Annotated in this window: 14 protein-coding genes; 9 read left to right on the forward strand and 5 right to left on the reverse strand. The window is 70.9% G+C overall.

Translation table 11 applies throughout. The annotated features are described in order from the left end of the window. Positions 1-32: 32 nt before the first annotated feature. The 3 genes from OG747_RS04045 to OG747_RS04055 all read left to right on the forward strand — a co-directional run bounded on the left by OG747_RS04045 (position 33) and on the right by OG747_RS04055 (position 2,251). A complete protein-coding gene (locus OG747_RS04045) occupies positions 33-605 on the forward strand; it encodes a hypothetical protein (protein WP_405877854.1) in 573 nt (190 codons plus the stop codon). A 15-nt stretch (positions 606-620) separates the two neighbouring features. Further along, a complete protein-coding gene (locus tag OG747_RS04050; protein WP_405877856.1) occupies positions 621-1,385 on the forward strand; it encodes a hypothetical protein in 765 nt (254 codons plus the stop codon). A 272-nt stretch (positions 1,386-1,657) separates the two neighbouring features. Beyond that, the gene (locus OG747_RS04055; RefSeq protein WP_405877858.1) at positions 1,658-2,251 is read left to right on the forward strand and encodes a hypothetical protein; all 594 of its coding nucleotides are present in this window, start codon (positions 1,658-1,660) and stop codon (positions 2,249-2,251) included. A gap of 116 nt (positions 2,252-2,367) precedes the next feature. On the opposite strand, the gene OG747_RS04060 is transcribed toward OG747_RS04055, so the two are convergent. Next, entirely contained in the window at positions 2,368-2,769 is a 402-nt protein-coding gene (locus tag OG747_RS04060) for a hypothetical protein (RefSeq protein WP_405885442.1), read from the reverse strand. A gap of 936 nt (positions 2,770-3,705) precedes the next feature. Between OG747_RS04060 and OG747_RS04065 the strand changes: the two genes are divergently transcribed. After that, a complete protein-coding gene (locus OG747_RS04065) occupies positions 3,706-4,374 on the forward strand; it encodes a class F sortase (protein WP_405877860.1) in 669 nt (222 codons plus the stop codon). Positions 4,375-4,506: 132 nt separating this feature from the next. Here OG747_RS04065 and OG747_RS04070 read toward each other — a convergent pair whose 3' ends face one another. Together OG747_RS04070 and lysX are read right to left on the reverse strand one after the other, a co-directional pair. Next, positions 4,507-5,358: a polysaccharide deacetylase family protein gene (locus OG747_RS04070; RefSeq protein WP_405877862.1), complete on the reverse strand. Its 852-nt coding sequence runs from the start codon at positions 5,356-5,358 to the stop codon at positions 4,507-4,509. An 80-nt stretch (positions 5,359-5,438) separates the two neighbouring features. Next, entirely contained in the window at positions 5,439-8,762 is a 3,324-nt protein-coding gene (gene lysX, locus OG747_RS04075; RefSeq protein ID WP_405877864.1) for a bifunctional lysylphosphatidylglycerol synthetase/lysine--tRNA ligase LysX, read from the reverse strand. Positions 8,763-8,914: 152 nt separating this feature from the next. Here lysX and OG747_RS04080 point away from each other — a divergent pair, with 152 nt between their 5' ends. Then, a complete protein-coding gene (locus OG747_RS04080; RefSeq protein ID WP_405877866.1) occupies positions 8,915-9,379 on the forward strand; it encodes a universal stress protein in 465 nt (154 codons plus the stop codon). Between the two features lie 156 nt (positions 9,380-9,535). Continuing rightward, entirely contained in the window at positions 9,536-9,742 is a 207-nt protein-coding gene (locus tag OG747_RS04085) for a hypothetical protein (protein ID WP_405877868.1), read from the forward strand. A gap of 21 nt (positions 9,743-9,763) precedes the next feature. Here the strand turns inward: OG747_RS04085 and OG747_RS04090 are convergent, their stop codons facing one another. Further along, positions 9,764-10,918, reverse strand: coding sequence for a CapA family protein (locus tag OG747_RS04090; RefSeq protein WP_405877870.1), 1,155 nt, complete (start codon positions 10,916-10,918; stop codon positions 9,764-9,766). Between the two features lie 266 nt (positions 10,919-11,184). Between OG747_RS04090 and OG747_RS04095 the strand changes: the two genes are divergently transcribed. The 3 genes from OG747_RS04095 to OG747_RS04105 all read left to right on the forward strand — a co-directional run bounded on the left by OG747_RS04095 (position 11,185) and on the right by OG747_RS04105 (position 13,347). Beyond that, positions 11,185-11,724: a sigma-70 family RNA polymerase sigma factor gene (locus OG747_RS04095; protein ID WP_405877872.1), complete on the forward strand. Its 540-nt coding sequence runs from the start codon at positions 11,185-11,187 to the stop codon at positions 11,722-11,724. Positions 11,725-11,886: 162 nt separating this feature from the next. Next, on the forward strand, positions 11,887-12,402 hold the full coding sequence (locus OG747_RS04100) for a hypothetical protein (protein WP_405877874.1): 516 nt from the start codon (positions 11,887-11,889) through the stop codon (positions 12,400-12,402). Positions 12,403-12,690: 288 nt separating this feature from the next. Then, on the forward strand, positions 12,691-13,347 hold the full coding sequence (locus tag OG747_RS04105) for an anti-sigma factor family protein (protein ID WP_405885443.1): 657 nt from the start codon (positions 12,691-12,693) through the stop codon (positions 13,345-13,347). Positions 13,348-13,354: 7 nt separating this feature from the next. Here OG747_RS04105 and OG747_RS04110 read toward each other — a convergent pair whose 3' ends face one another. Continuing rightward, positions 13,355-14,215 (reverse strand): Fpg/Nei family DNA glycosylase, encoded by an 861-nt coding sequence (locus tag OG747_RS04110; protein ID WP_405877876.1) that lies wholly within the window; start codon positions 14,213-14,215, stop codon positions 13,355-13,357. Positions 14,216-14,243: the final 28 nt, after the last annotated feature.

Raw genomic sequence — 14,243 nt, forward strand, 5'->3', positions numbered from 1 at the left:
CCGCTCCGGCGTGCGCGGGCACGGTACGCCTCATGATCTCCGTCGTGCATGGACCACAGCGGACCCGGTCCGCCCTCGTCATACGGGTGTTGGCGCTGCTGACGCTGACCTGGATCATCGGCGGCGCGCCGGCCTCGACGGCGGTCGCCGACTCCTGCGCGTACGCCTCCATCGGCCCGGACGGCACGGACGCGGTGGCGGTCGCCGGCGGCGGCCTCTGCACCATCAGCCCGCCGCCACCCTCGCCCCCGCCCACCCCGAAACCACCGCCACCGCCACCGCCCGCACCCCCGCCCGAGCCCAGGCCGAAACCGCCGCCTCCCGCTCCCCCACCACCACCGCCTCCGCCCGCCTCGCCGACCCCGCGGCCCCCCGCCGTGGCTCCGCCGCCGAGACCGGCGCCCTCGCCAACACCGACGCCGACGCCGACACCCTCGCCCTCTCGCAAGGCGCGTCCCAAGCCGTCGGTGACCCCGGTGAGTTATCCGGCGTATCGCGCCCCCGCGCGCAAGCACTCGCCCCGCAGCGGACCGTCCCTGGTCTCGCTCACCCTGCTCGTCACCGTGCCCGCGTTGCTCGCCGTCGCGGCGCTGCGTCCGCGCTGACCCCTGGAGGCATCCTTGTCGGAATGGCTTGTTCTCGTCCTCGCGATGGCGGCGGCGTGTGTCGTCGTCCTGGTCGTGTCCCTCCTACGTACCCGCAGGGCCCCCGATGACGAGGATCCGTCCGAGACCCCGGACGTGATCGAATACATGACCATGATGATCGGCGTGGTCTACGCCATCGTCCTGGGACTGGCCATCGCCGGTGTCTGGGAGGCCCGCAGCGCCGCCCAGGACCATGTGCAGGCGGAGGCCCAGGCCCTGCACGAGATCTCGGAGCGGGTCCGGGCCTACCCGCCGGACGTGCGCGACCGCATCCGCGGCGACGTCGACGCGTACGTCGGTCACGTCGTCAAAACCGAGTGGAAGACCATGGCCGACCACGGCCATGTGACGGCCAAGGGCGGCCGGCTCTTCGAGGTCGTCCGCCAGGACGTCACCGACTACCGGCCGAAGTCCGACTTCGAGGCCCAGGCCTACCAGCCGCTGGTCGACCAGGTGACCGCGGCCGACGCGGCACGCAACGCCCGCGCCGACTCGACGGACGCGACCATGCCGGGGGTGGTGTGGTTCGGGCTGATCACCGGTGCCGTGGTCACGATCGGCATGGTGTTCGCGCTGCAGATCCGGCGCACCAGGCGCGAGCTGATCCTCGCCGGGCTCTTCTCCGCCCTGATCACCTTCCTGCTCTTCCTGATCTGGGACTTCGACGCGCCCTACAGCCGGGGGATCACGGCCTCGGCGGAGCCGTTCACGGCACTGTTCCCGCACCTTCCGGGGTGACGGGCGCTCAGTAAACGGGGTTTCAACAGACAGACTCTCAACAGACGGACTCTCACGCAGGGGAACGGGCAGCAGGGGGACGGACGCCACGCCGTGTCCGTCCCCCGTCCGCACATACGCTGTCGCCCGTACGGCCCACACCGTTACCCCATTCGCGCGACTACGATCGCGCCCGTGCGCACCCTTTCCTAGCGTTCCGGTCATCGAGGTGCATCTCACGCGCAGTCGGAACAGGTCCGCGGCGCGGCTCCTCGGAGACCCGGAGGATCACCATGCACGCGATAGGCGTCGCTTCGGCCGCACTGCTGGGCGTGACCGCCCTGACCCTCTCCGCATCCGCCGCCCTCGCCGGGAACGGCGACGAAAGCGGCGACGGCGGCCGCGACAGCGGCCGGGGCAACAGCAACATCACCTCGTTCGGCTTCAATGTGCAGCCACAGACCATCGAGGCGGGCGGGCGGCTCCGGCTGAACGCGGAGAGCTGCAACTCCGTCGCCAGGGTCTCCTCGGAAGTCTTCGACGCGGTCAGCATCCCCAGGGGACAGTCGTCGGCGACGGCCCTGATAGACCGGGGCGTCAGAGCGGGCGCCGTGTACGAGGTGACGTTCCAGTGCGGCAACGAGAGCGGGCACACCGAGGTCACGATCGCGGGTGCCCGCACCAGCAACAACGGCCGCACCACCAACAACGGCGACAACGGCGAGTCTGCCCGCGACCCCGTCCCGGTGCAGCGGGGTGTCAGGGCCGGTGTCGGCGGCAGCGTAGGCGGTTTCGACCTGAGGGAGATCGGTCTGGGAGCCGCGCTCACCGGTGGCTGCGTCGGTACCGCGTGGTACATGGCGCGCCGCCGCGCCGACGACTCCTGACCGCACCGCGCACAGTCCTTCGCCCCCCGGACCTCTCGGCAGGATCCGGGGCGAAGGACTGTCACGTGCGCGCCGGAGGGGTGAAATCGGCCGGATCGGCTGCTGCGACCTGCCGGTCAGGTCCGCTTCTCGGACCTGCGGCGCATCCAGAACACCCCGCCGCCGACCACAGCCGCGGCCACCAGCCCGCCACCGATCGCCATGTCGGTGGGCGTCGCTCCGCTGGAGCTGCTGCCGCCGAGACCTCCGCTGACACCACCGATGACGGTGAAGGCGTCGGGCCGGGTCAGCCTTCGGTCGCCGCAGCGGGCCGTGATGTCGTACCACCCCGGGCGCGCATCCCGGTCGACGGTGACCACGGCGGCGAACGTGTCGCCACCCACCCGGCGCAGCCGGGTGGTGCGGAAGACCCGCGAGGAGACCGTGCTGCCGGGCCTTTGGCACGCTTCGCCGTCCACGGTGACCGTCAGCTGACCGCCCCGCGCGATGACGCTGGGCCGGGCGACAATGTTTCTCAGTTCGTCGCGACCCCGTCGGCCCTCATCACCCCGTCGGCCCTCATCACCCCGTCGGCCATTGTCACCCAGACGCCCGCCGTCGCCCAACCGGCCGTTGTCACCCAGGCGCCCGTTGTCACCCAACCGGCCGTTGTCACCCAACCGGCCGTTGTCACCCAACCGCCCGTTGTCACCCAACCGCCCGTTGTCACCCAACCGCCCGTTGTCACCCAACCGCCCGTTATCACCCAACCGGCCGTTATCACCCAACCGGCCGTTATCACCCAACCGGCCATTGCCACCCAACCGGCCATTGCCACCCAGACGCCCGCCGTCACCCAACCGACCGCCGTCGACCAGTACACCGCCGTTGCCCAGCACACCGCCGTTACTCAGCACACCCCCGTTGTTCAGCACACCCCCGTTGTTCAGTACAGCACCGTTGTTCAGTACAGCACCGTTGTCCAGTCCAGTACCGTTGCCCGGTCCACCGGGGTTGCCCAGTCGTTCGTTGTTGCCCGGTTCGTTGTTGCCCGGTTCGTTCGAGGCCGTCGCCGCCGGGGCGGCGAGCCCCACCGCGGCGACCACGGCGGCAGAGACCGCCAGGGCACGAGTTGCACGCATGTGATCCTCCGCGGAAGACGCCCCGGGAACCGTCCCCGGTCGATCGGCGAGAAAGCGCCTCCCAGACAGACCCTCAGATGCCATGTACAGGGCCGCATTTCGAGAATGGTCCGTCCTGGTGAGAAGACACGCCGAGAGAATTCCACACAATCGGATATTGCCGCAGGTCATGGACCGTCAGAAAGTTCCTGGCCCTCGGCAACTCGGATGGCTCACCACGGTGGCACTCCGCCACCCGTTCGCCTGCGCCCCGTCGCTCGGCGGGCATGCTGCACTTAGCTTTCTCGTATGCGCGACGGACGCGGCGACGGCCGTGTCGAGAGGGGATTGCGAATGTTTGCGTCCGAGGTGGCCGAAGAGGAGGAGCGGCAGAAGAAGCGCGCCCCGTGGGGCGTAATAGCGCTTGTTCTGCTGACCGGCCTCGCACTCATTCGGAACGGTTCCGGTGAGTTCGATGTGGGCCCTCCGCAGCCCGCGACGGCGGCGGCAGCGGCAGCGGACAGCCAGACGCCCGACGGTACCTCGGCGAGCGCGCCCGCCTCGCTGCCGTTCTCCGCGGTGGACCGGGTCAGGATCCCGGCGATCAAGGTCGACGCCCCGGTCGTGCCGGTGGGTCTCGACGCGGACGGGTGGGTCGACGCGCCGCCGCCCGACAACGCGAATCTCGCGGGCTGGTTCACCGGCGCGGTCTCGCCCGGCGAGAAGGGCACGGCGGTGATCGTGGGCCACGTGGACAACAACCGGGGACCCGCCGTCTTCTACGGGCTCGGGGCCCTCAAGAAGGGAAACCGGGTCGAGGTAATGCGAAAGGACGGGAAGACCGCGACATTCGAGATCTACGGCATCGAGGTCTTCGAAAAGAGCAACTTCCCCGGCGATCGCGTATACGGCAGCAAGGGCACCCCCGAATTGCGCGTCATCACCTGCGGCGGCGGTTTCTCCAAGCAACACGGCTACGACGGAAACGTCGTCGTGTTCGCCCGCTTGGTCGACGCCCGCTGAACGTTCCCCGACCGGCCGCCCGGATTCCCTCGGCCCGCCGACGGGCCCGGGCAGAGTGCCCAACTCGTCGGCGGACCGGGCGGCAGAGCCCCCGGGGCCCTGGCGGAGCCCCGGAGTTCGGGCGGGCCGGGGTCAGGTGTCCTGGCGGTGGGGCACGGTGAGGTCGTAGCCGGAATCGAGCAGTACGGGGAGATAGTCGCGCAGGGCCCGGACGCTCCGGGAGCGGTCGCCGCCCGCGTCGTGCGAGAGGACGATGACGCCCGGGGCGGCGCCGTTCTCCACTCGGCCGGCGATGGCGCCGGCGCTGGGGATGGGGGTGGTCCAGTCCAGGGAGTCGACCGTCCAGGCGAACGGCTCCATGCCCAGGTCGGCGCCGATCTGGAAGGTGGCCCGGTTCCAGGCACCGTACGGCGCGCGGAACCAGACGGGCCGTTCGCCGTAGGCATCCTCGATGACGTCGCAGGTGCGCTCGATCTCGGAGCGAATCTGGGAGCGCGAGAGCTGGATCAGCAACGGGTGGGTCCACGTGTGGTTGCCGACGATGTGCCCGTCGTCGGCCATCTCGGCCAGCAGATCCTTGTTGTCGACGGCCATCTCCCCGCATACGAAGAACATCGCCCGTACGTCGTGCTTGCGCAGGGTACGCAGGATGTCCGGGGTGTAGCGCGGATCGGGGCCGTCATCGAAGGTCAGCACCATCGTGCGGCCGCGCCCGCTCATCCGCAGGATCGGCTCGTCCCGGACGGCGGTCCGCGCGGGCGTCCGGTGCGGCGGGCCGTCTCCGGCCATCGGCTGGAGGCGGTAGGCGGAGGGCTTGAGAGCCCGGCGCACCTGCGGGCCGGCGACCGGCGGTGCGCTTCGTGGCGGGCCTGCGGCCGGTTCGGCGGTGAGGACGCGGGCCGTGCCCGTCGCCCCCGCCGCCGCCAGGACGGCGGCACCGGCGATCAACACTCGGCGCCGCGTGGGCAGGTGATCATATTTCATGACTTATCATTCGCCCAATAGAGGCGTAGCGTGGCCGAGCAACACCCGTACGACCCGGGAAAGCACCCATTGGCACCAGCTCAGCGGCGGCGCACCAGGGGGAACGGCAGTGTCTCGCGAATCGTCAGCCCCGTGAGGAACATGACCAACCGGTCCACTCCGATGCCGAGCCCGCCGGTCGGCGGCATGGCGTACTCCAGCGCGTCGAGGAAGTCCTCGTCGAGCTCCATCGCCTCGGGATCTCCCCCCGCGGCCCGCAGCGACTGCGCGGTCAGCCGCCGCCGTTGCTCCACCGGATCAGTCAACTCCGAGTAGGCGGTGCCCAGTTCGGTGCCGAAGGCAACGAGGTCCCAGCGCTCGGCGAGACGCGGGTCGGTGCGGTGCTGCCGGGCGAGCGGGGAGATGTCGGTCGGGAAGTCCTTGTAGAACACGGGCAGTCGGGTCTTCTCCTCGACCAGTCGTTCGTACATCTCCAGTACGACGTCACCGCGTCCGCCGTCCGCCCGGTACGGCACGCCCACGCGGTCGCACAGCCGCCGCAGGGCCTCCACCGGCGTGTCGGGGCTCACCTCCTCCCCCAGGGCCTCGGAGATCGCGCCGTGCACCGTCTTGACCGGCCACGGACCGGAGATGTCGTACTCGGTGCCGCCCTTGCGGGCGATCGGCGCGCCGAAGGCGGCTCGCGCCGCGCCCTGGATCAGTTCGCGGGTGAGGTCGAGCATCACGTCGTAGTCGGCGAAGGCCTGGTAGGCCTCCAGCATCGTGAACTCGGGGTTGTGCTTGTAGGAAATGCCCTCGTTGCGGAAGGTGCGGCCCAGTTCGAAGACCTTCTCCAGGCCGCCCACGCACAGTCGTTTGAGGTAGAGCTCGGGGGCGATGCGGAGATACATGTTCAGGTCGTAGGCGTTGATGTGGGTGGTGAAGGGGCGGGCGTTGGCGCCGCCGTGGATCTGCTGGAGCATCGGTGTCTCGACCTCGAGGTAGCCGCGGTCCAGCAAGCCCTGGCGCAGCGCCTGGACGACGGTGGAGCGAGCCCGGACGATCTCGCGGGCGCCGGGGCTGGACACCAGGTCGAGATAGCGGCGGCGCACCTTCGCCTCGGGGTCGGCGAGGCCTCGGCGTTTGTCGGGCAGCGGGCGCAGGCACTTGCCGATGAGCTGCCAGGACGTGACGAAGACGGTCGGTTCGCCCTTGTCGCTGACGCCGACGAGGCCCTCGGCGGTGAGGTGGTCGCCGATGTCGACGTCCGTGCGGAACCGGACGAGGGCGGGCCCGGATTCCTCGCGGGTGAGGGCGAGTTGGAGGTCGCCGGACCAGTCGCGCAGGACGGCGAACACGATACCGCCGAAATCGCGTACGAGGATCACACGCCCGGCGACCCGCACATGCTGTCCCGCATGCCCTGCCTGTTCCGCATGCCTTGTCTCTCCTGCCAGTCCCGCGCGGACCTCGGCGAGGGTGTGGGTGCGCGACGGGACGCCCACCGGGTAGGGGTCGGTGCCGGTGGCACGGAGCCGGTCGAGCGTGCGGTGCCGGACGCGGACCTGTTCGGGCAGGCCCGCGGTCGGATCGGCGGCCCCGGCCCCGGCCCCGGCATCGAGGCCGAGGGCCGACAGCGGGGGCAGGCCCGCGGTGGTCGCGGGTTGAGGTCCGGCCTTGGTGTGGCCCTTGCCCCAGAGCTTGCGCAGCGAGGGCACGGAGACGAAGCCCTCGGCGATGCCGGACGCCAGACCGATGCGGGCGAGGGAGCCGGTCTCGCGGTAGCAGATGAAGCGCGGGTACCACTCGGGGTGGTACTTGGCGTTGGACCGGTACAGCGCCTCCAGCTGCCACCACCGGGAGAAGAACAGCAGCAGCCTGCGCCAGAGCCTGAGCACCGGTCCGGCACCGATGCGGGCGCCCTCCTCGAAGACCGACCGGAACACCGCGAAGTTGAGGGAGACGCGCCGTACGCCGAACTTCCCGGCCGCCGCGCACACCTCGGCGACCATGAACTCCATGACGCCGTTGGGGGCGCTGCGGTCCCGGCGCATCAGGTCGAGCGAGATGCCGTCCTTGCCCCAGGGCACGAAGGAGAGCAGCGCGAGGAGCTTGCCGTCGGGGCTCAGGGCCTCGACGAGGAGGCAGTCGCCGTCGGCGGGGTCGCCGAGCCGGTCGAGGGCCATGGAGAAGCCGCGCTCGGTCTCGGTGTCGCGCCAGGCGTCCGCCTTGTCGATGAGCTCCTCCATCTCCTCGTCGGTGAGACTGGAGTGGCGGCGTACCCGGCAGGTGGCGCCGGTGCGCCGTACCCGGTGGACGGCCTGACGGGTGACGCGCTTGTCGCGGCCGTCCAGGTCGAAGTCGGCGACGTGCAGGATCGCCTCGTCGCCGAGCTGGAGTGCGCCGAGCCCGGCGCGCACGAAGGCCTTGGCACCGTCCTCGGAGGCGCCCATGACGGCGGGCGCCCAGGCGTAACGGCGGGCCAGGTCGAGCCAGGCCTCGATGGCGTGCGGCCAGGCCTCACGGTCGCCGACGGGGTCTCCGCTGGCGAGACAGACACCGGCCTCGACACGGTAGGTCACGGCGGCCTTGCCGCTGGGCGAGAAGACCACGGCCTTGTCGCGGCGGGTGGCGAAGTAGCCGAGGGAGTCGTCGGCGCCGTACGCCTGGAGCAGGGCGCGGATACGGGCTTCGTCGTCGCCGCGCAGGGCCGCCTCCAGGCGCTGCGAGCGGAAGAGCGCGGCGGCGGCGTTGAGCAGGGCGAGGGCGCCGAAGAGGCCGAGGAGGAAGTAGAGCTTGCGGGGCGGGCGTCCGCTGAAAGAGCCGCTGGAGACCAGTCCGCCGCACACCCGGCTGGCCGCCCACAGCAGCCGTTCGCCGCGCGGCAGGGTGCCGGGGAACAGTTCGACCAGGACCCAGCCCAGCAGGATCGCCACGACGAGCCCGACCAGCAGTACGGCCAGGGCCCGCCATACCGCGCCGCGCCGGGAGTCGGCGTAGAACTCGCGGCGCGCCACGAGCAGAAGCACCAGCAGCAGTCCGCAGACGACGAAGGACGGCAGCGACTCGGCGTACAGGCCCATCGCGAGACCGACGATGTCGAAGAAGACCAGCAGGCCGAGATAGACCACCACCAGCCACCAGGCGATCTTCTTGCGGGCGGCGGTCGCGGCGGCGAGCAGGAAGAGGAAGACGGCGTAGGCGAGGTTGGCGCTGACCGGGACGATCAGCAGGTCGAGGAAGTCCACGACGGGGCGCAGCAGGCGGCGCAGCGGGGCGATGAAGGCCAGCAGGACGCAGAGGACGGAGAGGGCACCGAAGAAGGCGGCGAAGCCTTCGGGCACCTTGCTGAGGAATCCGCCCCCAGGCGGCCGTACGGGTCCCGTGACGTCCTTCGGTCCACGGGCCTCCACGGTGGCACTCATGTTTCCGACTGTAGGAAGTGCCGAGCGGGGCCGCCCGTCGAGCGCCCGTCCTGGGCAGCGAGGGTGCCGGCGGAAACCGTACGGTCCGTCGGGCGGACCCACGCGGAGCCCGCCCGGTTCCCCGACCTGGGGGTTCCGATACCCTCGGCAGTGTGGCGGAACAGCAACCCTCGCATCGGTTCGAGCGTGGCACGGACGGTCCCAAGGTCATCGTCGTCGGAGTGGACGGCTCCGACTCGTCGCTGCGCGCGGCGTCCTACGCCGGCGGGCTGGCCCGGCGGCAGCACGCGCTGCTCGCCCTCGTGTACGTCCAGCCGGTGATGGCCGCGGGAGCGGTCCTCGGGGCGCCGGTCGCCGAGACGACCGACCGGATCGCCGAGGACCTCATCGCGCAGATCCGGGAGGCCACCGAGAAGATGAAGGACATCTTCTCGGTGCGCTGGGAGTTCCACACCTTCCGCGGCGATCCCTACAACGGTCTGGTGACGGCGGCGGACGAGCTCAAGGCGGACGCCGTGGTGGTCGGCGCCTCCGAGCAGGCGGGGCACCGGCTCATCGGGTCGGTGGCGATCCGGCTGGTGAAGGCCGGCCGCTGGCCGGTCACGGTCGTCCCGTAGCGAGCCGCGGCCGGGCTCACCGGAGCGTGCGGACGAAATTCCTCGACGAGTCCGTTGAAGACGTCGGGGCGTTCCCTGTTGGGGTAGTGGGCGGTGGCGGTGCCGTCGACCGTCGTGGCGCGGCCGCCCGCGACCGGGCGGGCGAGGCGTTCGGCCGTGCCGATGTGGCCGGCGGTGTCGACGCCGCCGATGACGGCGAGCAGGGGGACCTCGATCCGGGCCGCCCGCGCCCAGGAGTCGGACACCGGCACCCGCCAGTCCGTTTCGGTGCGAATGCGCCTTTCGGTGCGAGTGTGCCTGGAGATCGTCCGCGTCGCCATCTCCCGCAGCCGCCGTACGAGGGTCGGGTCGACGTCGGCGTGAACCGACCGGCCCCCGGACCCCCTACTGCGCCATCGCCAGTCCGTCCCTGGCCGCGCCATGGCTGAGCACCACGTCCCGGATCCGGTCGCGTACGCCGCCGACGTCGGCCCCTTGCGCCAGGGCCGCGTCGAGATCGACGACCCGTCCGGCGTCGATGTCGAAGAACTGGGGCACGAACTCGGCCCTCGTGACCTCCCAGCGGGCACCCTTGCGCGCGGGCGGGGCGAAGGTGAAGCGGGCGAGGGTGCTCTCGTTGCCCCGCGAGTCCTGGACGCCTTGGCGGTTGAACATCTCACCCGCGATCTGGTCGCCCAACCCGTAGACGACCCAGGTGCCGTTGACCTTCTCGTACGCCTGGGGGACATGCGCGTGCGCGCCGAGGATCAGGTCGATGTCGGGCCGCCCGCCCGTGCGGGAGGCGGTGAGCTCCGCGCTCAGCGTCAGCTGCTGGGCGTCGGGCTCGTCCTGCCATTCGGTGCCCCAGTTCAGGGATACGACGACCACGTCGGCGCCCGCCCTCCGGGCGGCGCGGGCATCCGCGAGGATCCGGTCGCCGTCGGCGAGGTTGACGGCCCAGGGCTGCCCGTCGGGCATCGGGAGGCCGTTGGTCCCGACCGTGTAGGCGAGGTGGGCGACCTCGGCGCCGCCCGCGCGCACGAGGGTGGGCAGGGCCGCCTCTTCCTCCGTTCGCGCCGATCCCGCGTGCCGTACGCCCGCACGGTCGAGCGCGTCCAGGGTGCGCCGGATACCGGCGGCGCCGTCGTCCAGCGCGTGGTTCGAGGCGGTGGAGCAGGCGTCGTACCCGGTCGCGGCGAGCCCCCCGGCCATCTGCGGCGTGGACTCGAAGGCCGGGTAGCCGCTGTAGTCGTCGGCGCCGTACACGGTCTCCAGGTGGCAGATCGCCAGGTCGGCACCGGAGACCAGGGACTTCACCCCTTCGAACATCGGCCGGAAGTCGTACCCGGCGCCACCCGCGTCGGAGTTCGCCCGGTCCATGATCGAGGCGTGCGGCAGCACGTCGCCGGAGGCGACCAGGGTGAAGCCGCGCGGGGCGGCGGGCGCGGCAGGGTGCCCGGCGCTCCGGGCGGGCGGCTCCGGGTCGGCCCGGCAGCTCGCGGCGCCCACGACGAGTACGGCCGCGAGGGCCCAGGCGGCCTGTTGGCTACGTGTGATCATGCCAAGCCTCGATGTAGTCGTAGATGCGGTCACAGATGCGGTCGTATTTGAATACGAAGTGAGACGAATCCACATAACAAGGCGGGTCGGAGTCAAGGACCCACGCACACCGGTAGCCCGTCCGGCGCTCACGGACGAGCCCGTCAGGGCGACGGCGAGGCCCGCCGAACCGTTCGGCGCACCGCTCACCGACGGCTTCGACCGCCCACCGCACAACCGTGTTCATGACCTGTCCGGGCGGGACGCACCGCGCTGACATACAGGCCATGACGGCCGGAACCACCACCAAGACGACCGCCGAGCACGAGCTGGCCGCGCTGCAGCGCGAGCACGGCCGACCCCTCTTCGCCCTGCTTCTGCGACTCTCCGACGGTGACCGGCAGCGCGCCGAGGATCTGCTCCAGGAGACGTTCGTGCGCGCCTGGCAGCACCCCGAGGCGCTGCGCGCCGACGCCTTCGACTCCGTACGCCCCTGGCTGCTCACCGTGGGACGGCGGCTCGCGATCGACGCGCGGCGGGCCCGGCAGGCGCGTCCCTCGGAGGTCGGGGACGCGGTGCTGGAAAGTGCGCGGATCTGTGCGGATCACGCCGAAAGGTCGGCGGCGACGCTCGATGTGCGAGAGGCTGTGAAGACACTCACTCCGGAGCACCGTGAAGTCCTGGTGCAGGTGTACTTCCAGGGGGCGAGTGTGGCGGAGGCCGCCGCGGCGCTCGGAATTCCGCCCGGTACGGTGAAGTCTCGCGCGTACTACGCGCTGCGCGCCCTGCGCCGGGTTCTTCCGGGGTACGCGGCCGACCTGCGGTGAAACCGAAGGCCGAGTCAAACCTCCGTAAAGCGCCTTGCTGAGGACCATGGTTGAGCAATCAGCTGTCCTCATCCGTGTTCCGGATCGGAGGGTGTCCGCAGGACACGCCCCGAGGCCCGGGGGCGGGCGACGCGCACGCAAACCGGAGGAAGGCGGGAAGGGATGCTGCACAGAGGTCAAGAGAGCACGGACGGCACCGGCGGTGGGGAACTCACCGTCCCCATGGCGTGGTTGTACGCCGAGTACATCGCCGACGAGCTGCTGCGGACCGGCGACCTGATGCCGCCCACGTCCTTCGAGTTCCGGGCCGGGCGCGACGCCCTGGCGCTGACCATCTTCCTCTCCGACACCGACGGTGAGCTCTCGGGGATCCGGGTCGTTACGCAGTTGGAGACCTGGCTCTCGCTGACGGCGTACGACCAGCCGTGGCAGGACTGGGTGCGCGAGCACATGGCGCGACGGGCGGCCGAGGCGGTCGAGTCCGGCGGTCCCGCCCCGGACCTGGAACTGGCCACTGCGGCCTGGCGCTGGCTGGAGGAGACCGAACTGCTCGCCCCCGATCTGGACGCCGTGCCCGGTGGCGGCCCGGTTCCGGGCGAGGACGACGGTCCGAAGGTGTGGACACCGGCGTGGCGGCTGGGGCTGCCCCTGGGGCACCTGGCGATCCATCTTTTCTGACCGCCACGAACGAGCGTCACGAACGACCGCTCCGCCGACCGCTCGGCCGACCGCTCGGCCGATCATTCCGCAGGCCGTTCGGCCGGTCGTTTCGCCCGTCACTCCTCCAAACAAGTTTTCCGCACAACTTTTTTTGAGCTCGCACCAATCCGCGGGCGCGCTCGCTCCGAATGTCTTCGTCGCGATTCCGGACGAGTCTTGAGTGATTCGACGGTCTGGTACGTACCGGTGGGCAACAGCAACACCACTCCCACCCCGCACCAACGCCACAAGGATTCGGTATTCGGTATGAGGTCCCTGGAACGGCATCACGACGTCGGCGCCTACGCGCTCGGCGTGCTGGACGAGGCGGAGGCTTTCCGCTTCGAGGATCACCTCATGGAGTGCCCTCAGTGCGCGGCGCACGTGAGTGAGTTCCGACCCGCCGCACGGCAGTTGATGCTGTACCGGCGGTCCACCCCGCGCTTCGTGCATCCCTTCGCCGCCCCCGGGCCGCGACTGATGGACAAGCTGCTCGGTGAGGTGGCGACGCGGCACCGGGCCGGGCGCAGGCGCTGGCTGTACGCGGTGGCCGCCGCCGTGGTGCTCGCGGCGGGCGGGCCCGCGATCGCGATGGTCACGTCGAACGGTTCCGGTTCCCAGCCGAAGCCGTTCGCCGCGACGGACGCGCAGACCGGGGTGTGGGCCCAGGTCACGACCGAGGACCGGGTCTGGGGCAGCCAGGTCAATGTCAGGGTCAAGGACGCCGGGGGGCCGCGCCCCTGTCAGCTCGTCGCCGTCGGCAAGGACGGTTCGGAGCAGACGGTGACGAGCTGGATGGTGCCCGCGCACAACGGCGAGGCCACCACCCTGCAGGGCGGGGCCGCGCTCAAGTCCGGGGAGATCAGCCGGTTCGAGGTACGCACGACGGACGGCAAGCACCTGGTGACGATCAAGTCACCCTGATCCACGGTTACTTGAGCAGCCGGGACATCCGGCGGTCCGCGAGTGGCTTCCCTCCCGTCTGGCAGGTCGGGCAGTACTGCAGCGAGGAATCGCTGAAGGAGACCTCACGGATGGTGTCGCCGCACACCGGACACGGCTCACCCGTCCTGCCGTGCACCCGCAGCCCGCTCTTCTTCTCCGCCTTGAGACGACCGGCGACCAGCCCGTGGGAGCGCTCCACCGCCTCCGCGAGCGTGGTGCGCAGCGCCTCGTACAGGCGGCTCGTCTCCTCGGGGGTCAGCGAGGCGGCGAGCTTGAAGGGGGACATCTTGGCGGCGTGCAGGATCTCGTCGCTGTACGCGTTCCCCACACCGGCGATCAGGCTCTGGTCCCGCAGCGCGCCCTTGAGTTGACGCCGCTCGCCCTCGAGCAGCCGCGCGAACCGTGCCGCGTCGAAGTCGGCGGCGAGGGGGTCGGGGCCGAGACGGGCCACGCCGGGGATCTCCGCCGGGTCCCGGACCACGTACACCGCGAGTCTCTTCTGCGTGCCGGCCTCGGTGAGGTCGAAGCCCTCGCCGGTCTCCAGGGCGACGCGCAGCGCGAGCGGACCCTTGCCGGGGCGGGGCGGGCCGTCGGGCAGGGTGTCCTTCCAGTGCAGCCAGCCCGCGCGGGCCAGGTGTGTCACGAAGTGCAGGCCGTCGGCCTCGATGTCGAGGAACTTGCCGTGCCGGTGCACGGCGGTGACCTCGCGGCCCTCGAAAGCGGTGACGGGCGGGTCGTACGTCTTCAGGACGCTGATGGCGACGGGCAGCACGCGCACGACCTCGCGGCCGACGAGATGGTCGGCCAGGAAGTCCTTGAGCGCTTCGACCTCTGGCAGTTCCGGCATGGGTCCAGAGTGCCACCCGGCACCGACA

The organism is Streptomyces sp. NBC_01384, from assembly GCF_045040035.1.
Lineage (GTDB): Bacteria > Actinomycetota > Actinomycetes > Streptomycetales > Streptomycetaceae > Streptomyces.